The 16,757-nt window shown below is 37.2% G+C and carries 12 protein-coding genes; 1 reads left to right on the forward strand and 11 read right to left on the reverse strand.

Going from position 1 to position 16,757, the window contains the following annotated elements; genetic code table 11:
* Positions 1-82 precede the first annotated feature (82 nt).
* From uxuA to M2373_RS03355, 9 genes are all read right to left on the reverse strand, one after another.
* Positions 83-1,258: a mannonate dehydratase gene (uxuA, locus tag M2373_RS03315; protein WP_259107433.1), complete on the reverse strand. Its 1,176-nt coding sequence runs from the start codon at positions 1,256-1,258 to the stop codon at positions 83-85.
* 90 nt (positions 1,259-1,348) lie between these two features.
* The gene (locus tag M2373_RS03320) at positions 1,349-3,310 is read right to left on the reverse strand and encodes a RagB/SusD family nutrient uptake outer membrane protein (protein WP_259107434.1); all 1,962 of its coding nucleotides are present in this window, start codon (positions 3,308-3,310) and stop codon (positions 1,349-1,351) included.
* 13 nt (positions 3,311-3,323) lie between these two features.
* Positions 3,324-6,200 carry a SusC/RagA family TonB-linked outer membrane protein gene (locus M2373_RS03325; RefSeq protein ID WP_259107435.1) on the reverse strand — a complete coding sequence of 959 codons (2,877 nt, stop codon included), beginning with the start codon at positions 6,198-6,200 and terminating at the stop codon, positions 3,324-3,326.
* Positions 6,201-6,294: 94 nt separating this feature from the next.
* Positions 6,295-7,623: a xylose isomerase gene (xylA, locus tag M2373_RS03330; protein WP_259107436.1), complete on the reverse strand. Its 1,329-nt coding sequence runs from the start codon at positions 7,621-7,623 to the stop codon at positions 6,295-6,297.
* Positions 7,624-7,891: 268 nt separating this feature from the next.
* Entirely contained in the window at positions 7,892-9,376 is a 1,485-nt protein-coding gene (locus M2373_RS03335) for a xylulokinase (RefSeq protein WP_259107437.1), read from the reverse strand.
* A 15-nt stretch (positions 9,377-9,391) separates the two neighbouring features.
* Positions 9,392-10,117, reverse strand: a complete 726-nt coding sequence (locus tag M2373_RS03340; RefSeq protein WP_259107439.1) for an NrtR DNA-binding winged helix domain-containing protein — start codon at positions 10,115-10,117, stop codon at positions 9,392-9,394.
* Between the two features lie 536 nt (positions 10,118-10,653).
* Positions 10,654-11,427: a 4-hydroxy-tetrahydrodipicolinate reductase gene (locus tag M2373_RS03345; protein ID WP_259107442.1), complete on the reverse strand. Its 774-nt coding sequence runs from the start codon at positions 11,425-11,427 to the stop codon at positions 10,654-10,656.
* 180 nt (positions 11,428-11,607) lie between these two features.
* Positions 11,608-12,768: a glycoside hydrolase family 88 protein gene (locus M2373_RS03350; protein WP_259107444.1), complete on the reverse strand. Its 1,161-nt coding sequence runs from the start codon at positions 12,766-12,768 to the stop codon at positions 11,608-11,610.
* A 134-nt stretch (positions 12,769-12,902) separates the two neighbouring features.
* Complete coding sequence (locus M2373_RS03355; RefSeq protein ID WP_259107446.1) at positions 12,903-14,627, reverse strand: DUF4041 domain-containing protein; 1,725 nt, start codon at positions 14,625-14,627, stop codon at positions 12,903-12,905.
* A gap of 155 nt (positions 14,628-14,782) precedes the next feature.
* On the opposite strand from M2373_RS03355, the gene M2373_RS03360 reads away from it, so the two are divergent.
* Positions 14,783-15,241 (forward strand): VOC family protein, encoded by a 459-nt coding sequence (locus tag M2373_RS03360; RefSeq protein ID WP_259107449.1) that lies wholly within the window; start codon positions 14,783-14,785, stop codon positions 15,239-15,241.
* Between the two features lies 1 nt (position 15,242).
* Here M2373_RS03360 and M2373_RS03365 read toward each other — a convergent pair whose 3' ends face one another.
* Both M2373_RS03365 and M2373_RS03370 read right to left on the reverse strand, forming a co-directional pair.
* On the reverse strand, positions 15,243-15,566 hold the full coding sequence (locus M2373_RS03365; RefSeq protein ID WP_259107452.1) for a helix-turn-helix domain-containing protein: 324 nt from the start codon (positions 15,564-15,566) through the stop codon (positions 15,243-15,245).
* Positions 15,567-15,569: 3 nt separating this feature from the next.
* Entirely contained in the window at positions 15,570-16,736 is a 1,167-nt protein-coding gene (locus M2373_RS03370; protein WP_259107455.1) for a cytochrome-c peroxidase, read from the reverse strand.
* Between the last annotated feature and the right edge of the window lie 21 nt (positions 16,737-16,757).

Below are 16,757 nucleotides of genomic sequence, written 5' to 3' on the forward strand. Positions count from 1 at the left end.
ATTGTTTTTGATAAGGTTTTATCCTGGTCTTTAACTCTTTTTCTTTCTTTACTTTTTAAAATAATTATTACAAACTGTTGAATTAGCTTTGCGGTAATTCACTTTGTATGGTTGCGATCACCCCCTGGATCTGCCCCAAAGCCAACATTCGCCCCAGAAATGAATATCCCGGATTGTAGCCTTTATCAATATCATCTGTCAGCAGACGACCGTGGTCAATACGCATCGGCAGGCCTGGATTTTCTTTCTCAAAAATCCGGATCACATCGATAATTTTTCCTCTTCCTTCTAAATGATGAGCTTCTATAAAATCTCCGTTTTCGAAGACATTTGTACTTCTGAGATGAACAAATTTTGTACGGGAAGCGTATTTCTGAGCCAGTTTGGGAACATCATTCTGCAGCCCTGCACTCAAGGAGCCTGTACAGAAAGTCAGTCCGTTATGTGGATTGTCAACCGCATTTAAAAACCAGTCGATATCTTCTTCGCAAGTTATTATTCTTGGTAATCCCAGTAATGAAAACGGAGGATCATCGGGATGCACACACATCTGAATTCCGTACTGTTCGCAGACCGGCATTATTTTTTCGAGGAAATATTTCATGTTTTGACGCAGCTGATCTTTATCTATTCCGTCATATAATGCCAATAAGCTCTTAAAAATAGCAACCGGATTCTGATCGCCTTCTTTAATATTACCATTAACAAAACCTTGTGTTTTAACAATAATAGAATCAATTAATTCATTTTTATCCTCTTCGGTAATCGTCTTTTTTAATTCCTCAACTTTAGCAAGAATTTCGGACGTATATTCCTTTTCGGCATCTTGTCTTTCCAGAATATGAATTTCAAAGTAGGCAAATTTTGCTTTATCGAAATACAGTGACGACGAACCGTCTTCCCATTGATGAAAAAGATCAGTACGCGCCCAGTCGAGGACTGGCATAAAGTTATAACAAACCGTTGTAACTCCTGCTTTCCCTAAATTTTCAAGGCTCTTTATATAATTTTCGATCAGGAAATCCCTGTTCTCACCACCATATTTGACCGCTTCACTTACCGGAAGACTTTCTACAACAGACCAACGCAATCCGAAGCTTTCTATGTAATTTTTATATTCATTAATTGCTTCCAGAGACCAGATTTCTCCATTCGGAATATCGTGAAGAGCAGAAACAATACCTTCTACCCCAATCTGCCGGAGCATATCTAATCTGATTTTATCTTTTTTACCAAACCAGCGCCATGTTTTTTCCATAATTTTTGATTTTTATTAAACAAAACAGGCGGGCCAAATCACCTGCTTTGTTTTTTTGATATGAATGTAAAAAATTAATTTTAAAATCCCTTAATATCCCGGATTCTGGTAAGCTGCCAATTCTGCCTGCGTCCCCTGCATTTTGTCTATCTGATCCTGAGGAATTGGTCTTAAATACAAATAATTAGATATATTTCTTGTAAACGTCTGCGGAGTGTGGTTTCCCACTGCCGGACCACAGATCGTATAGTTTTTTGCCAGGTCTCCCCATCTTTGAGTACGCACCAGATCAAACCATCTGTAGCCTTCCCCATAATATTCGCGGGATCTTTCTGCCAGAATATAATCGATTGTAATTGCTGAAGGCGTTGCTGCAATCATTGCTGCGCTGTTGTCTTCTGTTTTTGCAATGTTTCCGTTGTTATCCCAACGCCATTTTCCGGCGCGGGCTCTTATCACATTAATTAAATCTCTGGCACTCATTGCACCTGAAGCTCCTTTTACCACAGCTTCTGCTGCCACAAAATAGAACTCTGAGAATTTAGCTACCGGAAACGGGCGGGTAATTCCTCCGTTTGGCTGTCCCAGACCTGTTCCGTTATCTGTTCTGTAAGTTCCTATTTTCCAGAGATTCGGATAGGCATACCTGCTGATTCCGCTTGGAGCAATCACAAAGTCGGCTCTCCCGGATACCACTCCTGCTCCTACATTACTTTTGTAGATACTGTTCGAATAATCTATTGTTCCTGCAGGATCATTATTTAAGAAAGTCAGAATTGCACTTCCCGGCTGTACCGGAAGTCCGTTTGCTCCGTACAAGGTAGGTGTGGCAATGCCGGCTTTGTTCCAGTTTCCACGAAAAGTAGTGACAAAAGTTCCGTCATATCTTGAATCGTTTGTTTTATCTGCAAAAGTATTTTTCACCACCTCAATAGTCGGAGCCATTGTTTTCCAAGGTCTTCCGTAAGCCTGGGCAGCTTCTCTCTGTACAGATCTTACAGGATTAATATTGTTTTGTGCATTAAACTGCCACTGTGGATTTGGAGAACTTTCAAGGAAGGTATAATCCCAGGTTGTCATCCATGCGGCAAAATTTCCCGGTGACGCTCCTGTATTGTAAGAATGGCTGGAACCGTCGTAATATTCACTGGATTCTGTGTGATCGGCATAAAGCATCATTTCTTTATTTCTGTCATTCTGTGCAAGATTCACATCATAATAGGTAGACTGAAGACCATAGTTTCCAGGGTTGTTGATACCTTCCAATGCCATATCATATGCATGCTGAAAATACCACGGTGCAGCTTGTCCGTTCGGATCTATTCTGTCCGCCTGCGGATATGTGGGAATACCGTTTGGATTCTGAAGCCACCATCCGTACGTAAGATAAGCTTTTGCTAAAAACAGTCTGGCTACATTTTTAGTTACTCCACCTGTTATGCGCGGGGCGCTTGGTAGATCTGCCAGAGCTTTTATTAAATCCGGAAATATAACTTTTGAATACACTTCCGGAACCGTATTTCTTTTTGAACTTCTGGATGTACTAACATTGAACTGCAGTTCTCCGGAACCTAAATCCAAGGGAACACCTCCAAAAGTCTGAACCAGCATAAAATAATCAAAGGCCCTGAAGAATCTTGCCTCAGCAATGATCGCATCAGAAACTCCTACGCCCGAACCTTTGGCAATCACTCCATTAGCGGTATTAATATTTCTGAAAGCATTATTCCATAAAACATCGGCACGGCTGGAAGACGGCGTTAAATTTCCGGCTCCCGACATATCCATATCTTTGAAATTCCCGTCACCGGCATGTCCATAAGTATATTCATCAGTTCCTGTCTCACAAGCATTTAACCAATATCCGTTTCCGTAGATATATCTTAAATGGGCATACATCGAAGTAATTCCACCTAAAACCCCGCCTTCAGTCTCAAAATATTCCGGTGTATAGATATTGCGCGGCTCTTCTTCCAAAATATCTGAACAACTGGAAAGTACCACTGTACACAACAAAATTTTTGCTGCAGTATTTATTCTGAATTTTTTCATGTGAGTAAATTTTTTAGAATGTTAAGTTTAAACCAATCATATAATTTCTTAAAGACGGTGTATTTGTTCCTATGGTCAGGAATCTTGATGGAATTTCGTTGTTCACAGCCTGATTTTCGTTTCCATATGAGTTGGTTTCAGGATCCATTCCTGATGCTTTATGATAAGGTGAGAAAAATACAAACGGATTCGTTACCGTAGCATAGACTCTCATTTTACTGATTCCTGCTTTTTTAAATACTCCCTGTGTAAAATTATATCCTAAGGTGATGGTTCTGATTTTAAGATATGAAGCATCAAAATAGGCTAATGTACTGCCATATTTAGGATTGTTATTGCTTTGAATACTTCCTGGTCTCGGGTAATAGGCATCTGTATTTTCCGGGGTCCAGTAATCGACATCTACGTTATTTCTCCGTCCGTTCATCATGTTCAGATATCCGGTATTTCCATACAGTGTACTGATTAAGATACCACCGCTTTTAAAAGCTCCGACAATGCTCAGATCAAAATTTTTATAGGCTAATCTTGTATTAAAACCACCCTGAAAGTCCGGATCAGTATTCATAATCTGTCTGTCTTCAGCATTAATAGCCCTCATTGGAGTTCCGTCTGCATTATAACCTCCTGTATATAAAACTTTAATAGAACCCTCAATCAATTTAGGGTCGCCCGGCTCCAAAATACCCATGTAAGGATCGCCCGGTTGCCACAGTCCGGCATATTGATAATCATAAATAGAGTTGATTGAATGCCCAACGAACCACCAGTTTCCGGTATTTCTTGTTTCTCCGTCAGACAATGAGGTAATTTTATTTCTATTGGCATAAAAATTCACACCCAAATCCCACGAGAAGCCATCAGGATTATTGATAATTGAGCCATTTAATGACACTTCAATCCCTTTGTTACTTGTAGATCCTACGTTTCCGGTATAGCTGTTTACGCCCGAAGTTGCAGGTAATTTAACATCTAAAAGCAGATTTTTGGTATTGGTCGTATAATATTCCACCGTACCTGTCAGTCTGTTTCCGAATAACCCGAAATCTAAACCGTAGTTAAGTGTTTCTGAAAATTCCCATCCTAATTTGGAGTTGGGTAATGTAGAAACATAGGTTCCGATCGCATAAGTATTTCCGAAATTATAAGGTTCCGTAGTCAGTCTTCCAAAAGTAGAATATGGCGCTACAGCCTGATTGGAAGTTTCTCCGTATCCGAAACGCAGTTTCAGATTATTAATGTATCTGGAGTCTCTTAAGAATTTTTCTTTCGCTACGTTCCATCCTGCAGAAAATGCGTTATAGATATTCCACTGATATCCAGGTGCCAGTACCGAAGAAGCATCTCCTCTTATGGAAGCGGTGAACATATAACGTCCGTCATATTCATACATCACACGGCCCATCCAGGATTTAAGTCCTCTTTTATAGTAGCCCTGGTTATCCGGATTAATGATAACTTCTCCCTGAGCATGTCCTAAATTATAAAACTGAAACTGGTCTGTAGGGATATCTCTTGCCGTAATATACGAGCTGTTAAATGTTCTTTGTTCCTGAGACTGCAATGCCACAACATTCACTTTATGTTTGCTCGCAAAAGTTCTGTCATAGGTTAAGATATTTTCATTTACCCAATGTGTCAATAGAGAATTCCCGATTGATGCTGTAGATAAATTATTCGGTTCTGAACTGAAAACACCCTCTCCTGTATAACTTCCGGTATTGGTCGTTTTAAAGTTCAAACCTACATTGGTTCTCAGGGTAAGACCTTTTACCCACGGGATTTTAAATTCACCAAAGACATTGTTATAAGAACTGAATGCTATTGCTTTATCAATCCATGCATCTCCTAAGCTTTTGATGCCATCTCTTGTGTACACATATTGTGTATCTGCGGACATTATCACACGTTGTTTCAAACTTCCGTCAGCATTATAAGGATTGGCAACAGGAGTATTGCTTAAGGTATTATAAAGCCCAAGATTGCTTCCTTTATTTACTGTATAAGCATTATTTGTAGTAATTCCAATTCTGAAATACTGTCCTAATTCCTGATCAAGGCTTCCTCTTAAATTAAATCTTTCAAAATTTTGCCCTGGAAGAACAGACTGCTCATTGTAATAGCTCATTCCAAAGTTATACGAACTTTTTTCTGTCCCTCCTGAGATTCCAAGATCATGATTGGTAACGATCCCGTTTTTATACATAAGATCCTGCCAGTCGGTATTGACTTCTTTGGATTCGTCGGCTCCATATTGAGTAAAAAGTCCGGCATCTTCACGAAGTTTAATAAATTTCTGAGCATCCATCATTGGATATTTAGAAAAAACAGATGTAATACCTGTGTATGTATTATAACTGAATGTTGCTCGTTGACGCTTTCTACCTGTTTTAGTCGTTATTAAAATAACTCCATTGGCACCTCGGGATCCATAAATTGCCGTTGCAGAAGCATCTTTAAGAATATCCATACTCTGAATATCATTCGGACTGATATCTGCCAGTGATCCCGGAAAAGGAATCCCATCCAATACGATTAGCGGATCATTATCTGCTGTTAAAGAACGTGTTCCTCTGATTCTGATCTGCATTGGAGCTCCGGGCTTGCTGGAAGTCTGTGCAATGTCAACTCCGGCCACTCTTCCCTGTAAAGCCTGACTTACATTTGCAGAAGGAACTTCTCTTACCACATCTCCTTTTACAGATACCACAGATCCTGTTACGGCCTCTTTTCTTTGTTTTCCATATCCAATTACAACCACCTCATCTATACTCTTCTCCTTCTCAACAGTATCTTTTTTAACCTGTGAATACACCATGCCAGAAGGCAATAAAGCCATTGCAAAGAATAATGCAGCCTTATTTGTTTTGGCAAAATAAAATCGGTTCATAATTATTATTTTTAAATATTAGGATTGAATAAAAAGGCCGTTAATCATTATCAATATTGAAATTCCTTAGTGTTTGGCAGCCTTTTTACTGATATTAGATATACATATTCACGATCGCTTCAAACAGTTCCTGTTTTCCGCTTTTTGGCTGAGGTTCTCCGATTTCGTGGGCGATTCTCTGAAGATCTTCCAGAGTAAGAGCACCATCTTCGAATGCTTTTCCGTTTCCGTTGTCAAAAGAAGAGTAACGGTTTGTTCTTAATTTTTTATAATCAGAGTTTTCAAGAATATCTGCCGCAGCCAAAAGCCCTTTTGCAAAAACATCCATTCCCGAAATATGAGAGATGAATAAATCTTCAGCATCGGTAGAATTTCTTCTGATTTTGGCGTCAAAATTAACTCCTCCATTTCCTAAACCTCCCGCAGGAAGCAGTACCAGCCAAGCCTGAACCATATCGTAATAATCTATCGGGAACTGATCTGTATCCCATCCGTTTTGATAATCCCCTCTGTTGGCATCAATACTTCCCAGAAGCCCGGCATCAACAGCAGCCTGAAGCTCATGCTCAAAAGTGTGCCCGGCCAACGTGGCGTGGTTAACTTCAATATTTAATTTAAAATCTTTATCTAATCCGTAATGTCTTAAAAATCCTATCACGGTTTCTGAATCATAATCATACTGGTGTTTTGTAGGCTCCATCGGCTTAGGCTCAATCAGGAAAGTTCCTTTAAAACCTTGCTGACGCGCATAGTCTCTTGACATCGAAAGGAAACGCGCCAAATGATCTTTTTCACGTTTCATATCGGTATTTAAAAGGCTCATATATCCCTCTCTTCCGCCCCAGAACACATAATTTTCTCCACCAAGAGCGATCGTTGCATCGATAGAATTTTTAACCTGAGTTCCCGCACAGGCCACCACATCAAAATTCGGATTGGTAGAGGCACCGTTCATGTATCTTTCATGAGTAAAAACGTTGGCTGTTCCCCATAGAAGCTTGATGCCAGTTTCCTGTTGTTTCTGTTTTGCATAGTCTACAATAGACTGAAGGTTTTTTTCATAATCTTTCCAGTTGTTCGCAGGATCTACCAGATCAATATCATGGAAACAGTAATACTGAAAGCCTATTTTAGACATAAATTCAAAACCGGCATCCATCTTTTGCATCGCTCTGGAAACGGCATCATGTCCGGCATCCCACGGATGATGAATTGTTGGCCCGCCAAATGGATCGCTTCCGTTGGCACATAACGTATGCCACCATGCCATTGCAAAACGGGTCCAGTCTTTCATGGGCTTTCCCATAATTATTTTTTCGGCATCATAATAGCGAAATGCCAATGGATTTCTGCTTTCTTTACCTTCGAATTTGATTTGATCTATTCCCGGAAAATATTCCTTTGTACCTGTTAAAGTGCTCATATTTATTTGATTTTATTTTTAATTTGTTTAATGATGACCGTTTGAATATCTGAGGCTTCGAAAAGTTCATTCTGACTATGCTGATTATCAATCATTGGTAGTAGAAATATCAAACACAACCTGCCAAATTACATTTATAAACCATTAATTGTCAAGCATATAAAATACAAACACAATAATAATTTATTTTAAAATTTAGCATAAGAATCCCCTTCTCACCGATTTTGAAAGTCGGTAAGAGCAATGGAAAACTCCGTTGTAAGGTGGATTATATTATTTCGTTAAGATGCTTTGTCCATCTTGAGTAAGATTCTAAATACTGATCTCTTTTTTCGTGTTCAGGCTCTATCACTGCAATTTTTTCGAGGGAAGAAAAGGCTTCTTTAGAATCTGCATAAAAACCGATTCCCATTCCTGCAGCTCTTGCAGCTCCTACAGCTCCGTCTGTATCATAAAGCTCAATCACCGCATTACTGACACTGGCAAGCGACTGTCGAAAAATTGAACTTAAAAACATATTGGCATTTCCGGCCCGGATTACCTGAATATCCATTCCGATATTTCGCATGATATTCATTCCGTATTCATAGGAAAATACGATTCCTTCCTGTGCTGCACGCAAAATATCTCCTTTTGAATGGATGTTAAAATTAATTCCGTGAATCGAGCAGCTGGTATCTTTATTTTCCAGCACTCTTTCTGCACCGTTTCCAAAAGGAATAATGCTTAAACCTTTAGAACCAATCGGCGAAAGAGATGCAAGATCATTCATATCGCCATAAGATGACAATGATGTTGCAAAATTATGTTTTAACCAGGAATTTAAAATACCTGTTCCGTTGATGCACAGTAAAACGCCTAATCTTGTCTGTTCCGGAGTATAATTAACGTGTGCAAACGTATTGACTCTGGATAATTTATCGTATTCAAGCTGGTCCAGAACACCATACACAACACCTGAAGTACCTGCTGTAGAGGCAATTTCGCCAGGATTGAAAACATTTAATGATAAAGCATTATTAGGCTGATCACCTGCTCTGTAGGAAATAGGAGTTCCTTCTTTCAATCCTAATTCCTGTGCTGCTGTTGCAGAAACTGTGGATTGAATTCCAAAAGTAGGAATGATTTCAGGGAAAAAGCTCTTTGGAATCCCGTAATGATTGATCACATCTTCAGAGATACAGTTATTTTTAAAATCCCAGAAAATCCCTTCAGACAGCCCTTCGATGGTCATTCCGATTTCACCCGAGAGTCTCATGGCGATATAATCTCCAGGAAGCATTATTTTATCTATTTTTTCAAAAATTTCAGGTTCGTTTTCTTTTACCCAGGCTAGTTTTGAAGCCGTAAAGTTCCCCGGAGAGTTTAAAAGATGCGACAGACATTTTTCTTCTCCGATTTCTCTGAAAGCCTTCTCACCATAAGGAACAGCGCGACTGTCGCACCATATAATCGAAGGTCTTAATATATTCTGATCTTTATCTACTAAAATTAAACCGTGCATCTGCCATGTAATCCCGATTCCTTTGATATCTTCAGGATGAATTCCTGATTCGTGCATCACGGCTTCGTGCGCCAGTTTCAGGTTGGTCCACCAGTCTACAGGATTCTGCTCTGCCCAACCGGGATTGACAGCAATGATTTTCATCTCTTTTTTCGGAGAAAAGTCGGATGCAATAATTTTTCCACTGGAAGCCTCGATGAGACAAACTTTCACGGAAGAACTGCCTATGTCATATCCTAGTAAATACATAATTCAAAAACGGTGTTATTTTATTAGTTTAGTATTGTTTTTCTTAAAAATTTTAGCATCAAATCTGTAATATCTTGCAGCGCGATGCGAAACATTGGTTTCTATTTCCTCCAATGGAATAATATAGTTGAACGATGAAATCTTCTTATGAAAATTTTTAATATCAATTCGTTTTTCACTTAAAGCACTGTACAGCTGATACAACTGTCTTATGGTAAATCTTTTCGGCAACAGTTCGAAAATAATTGAGAAATCAGATTCTATCCATTTTCTGATCTCAACTAAAGATTCACTGATAATTTTGTTATGATCAAACGGAAGCGACGGAACCTCATCTATCGGATACCAGTCTACCGTATCATATTTTGTACTGTTGATCTTATGATCTATTTTACAGAGAGAAAGATAAGCCACCGTAATAATTCTGTCGATATGATGCTTATATTCCATTCCCATCCATTTTATATCATCCTGACTGCTGGCACGTAAAGGATCTGCAAAACATTTAAACTGCTTAAGAACCATTTTTTTAATGCCGGTCAGCTCATGAAGCACTCTTTGTGCTGCATCATCTACATCTTCGTCACTAAGTATTAAACTACCCGGCAATTTTCTCTGCCTTTCTGTAGGTACATCATCCAAGCGGCGCTGTACCAATAATATGTTGAGTCGGTTTTCGTGGTCAAAGCCAAAAACTACACAGTCGACAGAAACATACGTATGAATAAAATTCGGAACCATTTCTATGTTAACATTTACGTAACATGACAAATATAAAAATTCAGTTGAATAAAAAAAATAAAATTACAATTACTTACTGCTTATCAATAGTTTACATATCTATTTCTGATGATAAGAATACCATAAAAAATATGATAAGGTTATCGTAAAAATGATGATATATTTTTTAGAAAGAATTCAAAAAGAGGTTATTATGAAAATAAAAATCTAAAAAAAATTAAAATATTTTTTTAAATTAAAATATGATAAGAAAAACTTTAAAATTTATTTAATTTTTTTCAAAATCATCCTCAAAAAGTATCATTTCAGGGATAAAAAGAAGGTTAATTAAAGAAAAAAATTCACCAATTTTAACACTGAGATTGCAATTTTATCAAGCAGAGAAAATAATTAATGAAAATAAAGCATAGAATTGCTCATATCATCACTAATTATACATTACAGGAGATGGCATATTTAAAAATGAAAACAAAAAAGCCTTTAAAATCATGATTTAAAGGCTTTTGGTTATTTAAAAAAGTATAAAATTCAGTTATTCATGAAGACACTGCATTTTGTGAATCATTAAAAAAATAAGGCTTTAAGATATGTTCAAAATTATAATATCCTTTTTCTTTATTTTTAATATTCTTAGCAACGAATAAAGCTCCGTTCCCAAATGCTTCTCTTGAAATAGATTCATGTACCAGACGTACGGTCTGATAAGGAAATCCAAAAATAACTTCATGTTTTCCGACTATTCCTCCGGCTCTGACAGAATTTATACTTTCTGCATCAATATCCAGGGTTTCAGCAATTTTAACGGCGGTTCCTGAAATTCCGGATTTAGCCTTAAAATGTTCTTCAATGACTTCAATATCTACATCCGGCGCAATATTTTTAAGTAAAGAAGCTGCAAATAACAAATAATTGACGCCAACGGTGATATTAGGCGACCAGAAAACAACCGAATTTTCCGAAAGCTTTTTCAGGAATTCCTGTTCTTTCTCCTGATAATGCGAAATCGCAGAAATAATCTTAATTCCCTTTTCTGAAGCCGCTTTTCCGTAAGTGTAAATACTGTCTTCCGTCGAAAAATCAATAATAAAATCTACAGGATGATTTTCAAACAGCGTATGAATGTCTATATTTTGCTGTGAAAAAATATGTGCAGGATCATCACTTGAAATGCCTAAAAATTCCTTTGCTGAAGCGAGCTGTAATGTTTTGGTGTTTCTCAAAACCCATTCTAAAGAAAAATCGGGGTTTTGCAGAATGACATTTGCCACTGCCTTTCCGGCTTTTCCAAATCCTATTAAACCTATTTTCATATCAGTATATTTTGTCGTTAATTATCAAATTTACTCTGCATAAATTAAAAGAAAACACAAAATATTAAGCCTATTTGTGATGCAGAATTTGGGAAAAAGTATTTTTTTTCCGCTTAGAGACTTCAATATATGGAAAATATTTTAGATTAGATTTTAATAAGAAGTGAGTACCAACAAGCTTTATAAATACCAGTCTTTATACCTTTTCAGTGCTTCCAGAAAATAATAATCTGCATAAATCAAAGGAACATCAATTTCAGAATGCAGAGGTAATGCGCCGGTGCTGTGCATCAATAGAAAACCTCCGTTCTCGCCTAATTTTGGCTGATATTTCTCCCCGGACAAACTGATTAACATTTTTTCAGCAGTTTCTACATAGTTTTTATTTTCTGATCCTTTTGTATATTGACCCAATTCCAATAAAGCAGAAGCGATAATCGCAGCGGCAGAAGCATCTCTTGGAACATTGGGAATCTTCGGGTCATTAAAATCCCAGTACGGAATTTTATCTTCCGGTAATGTGGGGTTGCTAAGAATAAATTTCGCAATATTTTTGGCCTGGTTTAAATATTTTTCATCTTTTGTAAAACGGTACATCATGGTATAGCCGTATAATGCCCAACCCTGCCCTCTTGCCCAAGCAGAAGAATCTGCATATCCCTGAAACGTTTTTTTGCTTAAAACTTCCCCTGTATTTTTGTTATAATCAATAACATGATAGGAACTGTAATCGGGGCGAAAATGATTTTTCATTGTAGTATTGGCATGAGCAACCGAAATATCTTCCAATTTTTTGCTGCCTCCATTTTGAGCGGCCCAAATCAACATCTCAAGATTCATCATATTATCTATAATAACCGGACCTTTGAAATCTGCCATTTTATCCCAGGACAGAATCGCCTGCATTCCCGGATAAAACCTTGTGGATAATGATTCTGCAGAGGTGAGAATGGTCTCTTTATATTCTGGTTTTTTGGTAATTCTATAGGCATTGCCGAAGCTGCAAAACATCATAAAGCCCAGATCATGATCTCTGGTAAATGTTTTATTGGATTCAATAATTGACAATGCCCTTTCAGCTTCTTTTCTTATATCCTTATTTTTTGTCTGTTCATAAATCATCCATAAAGATCCGGGATAAAAACCGGAGCACCACCAGCTGATATCTTTGGTCACAACCTTTTTTTCAGAAGCATTGTATGACTGCGGCATTTTATCATTGGGAATGGCCTTCATCAAATATTTATACTGTTTTTCGGCAAACTGAAACTCATTTTTAATCAATGCAGACATTTGTTTATTATTCTGTGCATTGATTGTAAAGCAAAAAACAATTGCCATACTAAGGGATATCTTATGTAAAATCATCTGATATAATTATTCTATATTATAACTATATCAAAAATAACAATCTCATACTTATTTTCATTAATGGCAAACAAAAAACTCCGGATTAATTTCCGGAGTTGATTTATTTATATTTCTTCAATTACTTCTTCATAACTTACAGGATCTGCAACCTCCTGATAGTGTTCCCATTCAGCTTCACGCTGTTTATTGGTTCGCATTTCTTCTTCAAGCTTTAATGTTTCATTATACTGCTTTGCTTCTGCCACCATCGTCCATTTACAATTAATATCCATCGATTCCAAGTAGGACTTAACATCATTTAAACCTAATTTGAAAAACTCTTTTCTAGGATTACATTTATTCACCTGTTTTTTCAAAAACTGTTTGTGAATCTGCCTTTCCAAAGCTGGTGCATCTTCAGAATAAATCATTGCATGGACATCAAATTCAAACGGAACACTTGCATCACCCAATTCACGAACCCTATCTAGCGGATCTAGGCGTCTGGTCATGCCTATTTTATATACATTTTCTCCAAAAGAACCAATATTTGAGATCACGTACACATTACCGGTCTTGGTCTGCTGAGCCATTGAAATTGCCCGCTGATTTTTCTCCTCTGTCTGCTCAAGCTTATTTTGCAGCTCTTCTAATTTTTGTTGGAAAAGTAATTTTTGTTCTTCATTTGCTCTGGCTACCTGAGATTCTGCCTTTTCAATCAATCTTTTTAAAGTTTGTTCTTCTTTTTCGGCCTCTTTCATTGCTTTTTCGAATTCTCTTCTGGCTTTTTCTTCCTCGCGGATCTGTTCTCTTATCTGTCGCTGCTCTTCCTGTTCCTGAGCTTTCAGTTCCTGAGCAACAACTGCCCATTTCAGCTCTTCGAGCCTCGCCTGATGATATATATCAGATATTCTGGCATTTCTGAAAGCCTTACCATTGAAATTAACTAACTGGAAGGCATCATCCATTTTTTGTTTTAAAATTCCAAAATTATCTTTTTTAACTGAAGCCAAAATAGAATCTACCTTACCATTATAAGCATCAATCACAAAGTCTACAGCCGTAATTCGTCTTTCATCATCCATATATTCGCAAATTCCGGCTTGCCTGCTGATGATCATCAATTTATTATTCTGGCGTAGTTTTTTAAGATTTTCGCCAGCTTCTTTATGTCCAAAATCCTCAGCAAGCTCATCCAATAAAGTATAACTAGGAACAAGATATTCGTTTCCATACCCTTTGATCACATTTTGCATAGCCTTTATTCTTTCAGCAATTTCACCGGCTTCCCGTATACTTCTGTACGCATCACCAGCAATATTCTCCGCATTATTTTCTGCGTTTTCTATGATTCGTTGGGATTCTTTTAGTGCGTTTTCATACAACAGTTCGATCTCGCGTTGTTTTTTCTCAGTATACTCTCTTGTGATTCTGCGTGATTCTTTAGACTGTTCCTTCGCGGCAGCAAGTTCCAGCTCAGCATTTTCAGTTAGTTTAAGGCTTTGTCGCTGAGCTTTTTGAAGAAGATATTCACATTCTACTTTTACATCAATGATATCCTGATATTTCTTCAATTCATCATTTTTGCTTCTCAGTGACACCATTTGATTATCCAATGAACGCTTATCCATCTGAAGATTGGATACTTCACTTCTTAAGCGTTGAATTTTATCATTTAATGATATTTTATCTGAGTTCAGGCTTATATTTTCAGAATTCAATTGCCCTATTTTCTGGTTCAGAAGAGTCATCTGAACATCTTTCTGAGTTAATTCTTTCTTTAATTTGTTGATCTTAATGAATGTAAAAATTACAAGACCAATCAATACAATGATTAATACAATTCCCATGATTATTTAAATTAGTTTTCGTTTGCGAAATTATACAATATTATTTAATTTAAAAGCTTATCCTCTACGGAAAACCGTAAAACCGACTAACAATTTTGTAAGTTCTTTCAAGCCCAATTTCAGTTATTTACCTTTGAACATCAAAAAAAATCATAATGGAATTAACAGAAAATATTACGGCATTTCATCATGTCTCAATTAAGGCTCAAAATTTTGGAAAAACCGTTTCATTTTATCAAAAACTGGGCTTTGAAGTAGTTCACGATTGGTCATTACCAGATTTTAACCTTGAAATATGTGCAATGTTGCATCACAAAGCCATTAATTATTATCTTGAAATATGTGACAAAAATGCTGATATGCCTACACAGGGCAGAAAACGCAAAGATCACGATGAATATATAGAAAATGCTTTACTTCATATTTGTTTTACAGTGAAAGATGCTCATCAGGCAAGAATAAAAGCAATAGAATTAGGTGCTATAGATTTAAGCAATGGTGAATTTGAGCTCGATTTAATTAATAAAGATAAATCAGTCCGTGTCAAAAACAGCCTTGTATACAGCCCAAATGGCGAAGTGATAGAATTTCTGGAACAGGTACATTTTGGATAATTTAATCCTGAAAATCTGAAAGTGATTTTAAAATAAAATCCAATTTTCTTCCTTTGTCCGTTAATGAATAGACAGAAGACACCTTATTTTTCTCCTTAGAAATCAGCCCGTCGTTCTGTAACTCCTGCAGCTGTCGGGAAAGTGTTCGATCGCTTATTTCCGGCAGCAAAATTTTAAAATCAGAATAATAAGTATCATTCTCAAGCAGTTTAAATAAAACAGAAAGTTTCCAGCGTCCGCTGATCAACGCCAACGTTTTTGAAGCATTGCAAAAATCCTGCATTGCTTTTTCATTAAATAAATTGGTAGAACTTTCTTTTCTCATGTTTTATTCAGGTAATTTTGGAGGAGTAATTCTTTGAGTTCTTGTAGATAAAGTTCCTAAAAAAGCTTCCAGTTGAGAAATTTCTTCATCCGTCAAATCCAGCAACCTCAGCATTTGAGATTTTTCAGAATGCAGCGCAATGCCCTCATACACTGTAGATTTTTTTTGTGGCGGCTCTGAATTTCCTTTATTGTAAAAATGAATAACGTCCACAAGCGGCATAAAAGATCCGTTGTGCATCCACGGTCCTGTTCGAGTCACTTCTCTCAAACTTGGAACACGAAATTTTCCGACATCCTCAGGCTTTTTCGTCACAAGATACCTGCCCAAATCTTCATGTTTTGATCCCAATAAAGAGGTTCCTACATTTTCAAATCTGTTATTGGAAAAATACCCTGAATTATGGCAATTGATACAATTTGCTTTGGTTCGGAAAATATGCATTCCCATCACTTCATTATCTGTAAAGGCATTTATTTTTCCATCGATAAACAAATCAAATTTGCTTGGCGGACTTTTTATTGTTCTTTCAAAGGTAGCAATCGCTTTAGCAATTCTGTCTTTGGTAACTGTTTTATCACCAAATGCTTTTTCAAACAGTATTTCGTATCCTTTAATCTTAGCGATTTTTCCGGCAGCGATATCGATATGTTCGCTCATTTCCTTTTTATCCTGAATCGGCATCTGAGACTGCTCTTCCAAAGATCCTGCTCTTCCGTCCCAGAATAGAGATTGAGCATAGGCAATATTAAGAATGCTCATTGCATTTCTCGTACCCAGCTGTCTGTCGTGACCGAAAGAAAATGTCCTGTTGTCGCACCAGCCCAGCTCAGGATCATGGCATGAAGCACACGCAATCTGATTGGAACCCGACAAACGTGGATCATAAAAGAGCGTTTTTCCCAAAAATGATTTATCTGCAGAATATGGGTTATCCTCAGGAAACTGAACTTCCGGCAAATGTCCGATTTCAGAGAAATAGGGCTTTGCTTCTTCATCTAATAAAGGAGCCGGCCATTTTGAAGAATCTCCGGAAGAATACATCTTCCTCAGTTTTGCAATAAACGAGGTTTTTTGATTGATTTCTCTCTGAACTTTAGTGCTAAGGCAATTGTTCAAAAGAGATACAGTGAGAAATAAAATTAAAATCCAGCTTATAGCATTCTTCATTTTTCCGGCTAATTTCAACAA

Source organism: Chryseobacterium sp. JUb7, from assembly GCF_024806495.1.
GTDB lineage: Bacteria > Bacteroidota > Bacteroidia > Flavobacteriales > Weeksellaceae > Chryseobacterium.

Coding starts and splice junctions, on each gene's coding strand:
- uxuA (WP_259107433.1), bottom strand. CDS start 1,258: ATGGAAAAAACATGGCGCTGGTTTGGTAAAAAAGATAAAATCAGATTA.
- M2373_RS03320 (WP_259107434.1), bottom strand. CDS start 3,310: ATGAAAAAATTCAGAATAAATACTGCAGCAAAAATTTTGTTGTGTACA.
- M2373_RS03325 (WP_259107435.1), bottom strand. CDS start 6,200: ATGAACCGATTTTATTTTGCCAAAACAAATAAGGCTGCATTATTCTTT.
- xylA (WP_259107436.1), bottom strand. CDS start 7,623: ATGAGCACTTTAACAGGTACAAAGGAATATTTTCCGGGAATAGATCAA.
- M2373_RS03335 (WP_259107437.1), bottom strand. CDS start 9,376: ATGTATTTACTAGGATATGACATAGGCAGTTCTTCCGTGAAAGTTTGT.
- M2373_RS03340 (WP_259107439.1), bottom strand. CDS start 10,117: ATGGTTCCGAATTTTATTCATACGTATGTTTCTGTCGACTGTGTAGTT.
- M2373_RS03345 (WP_259107442.1), bottom strand. CDS start 11,427: ATGAAAATAGGTTTAATAGGATTTGGAAAAGCCGGAAAGGCAGTGGCA.
- M2373_RS03350 (WP_259107444.1), bottom strand. CDS start 12,768: ATGGCAATTGTTTTTTGCTTTACAATCAATGCACAGAATAATAAACAA.
- M2373_RS03355 (WP_259107446.1), bottom strand. CDS start 14,627: ATGGGAATTGTATTAATCATTGTATTGATTGGTCTTGTAATTTTTACA.
- M2373_RS03360 (WP_259107449.1), top strand. CDS start 14,783: ATGGAATTAACAGAAAATATTACGGCATTTCATCATGTCTCAATTAAG.
- M2373_RS03365 (WP_259107452.1), bottom strand. CDS start 15,566: ATGAGAAAAGAAAGTTCTACCAATTTATTTAATGAAAAAGCAATGCAG.
- M2373_RS03370 (WP_259107455.1), bottom strand. CDS start 16,736: ATGAAGAATGCTATAAGCTGGATTTTAATTTTATTTCTCACTGTATCT.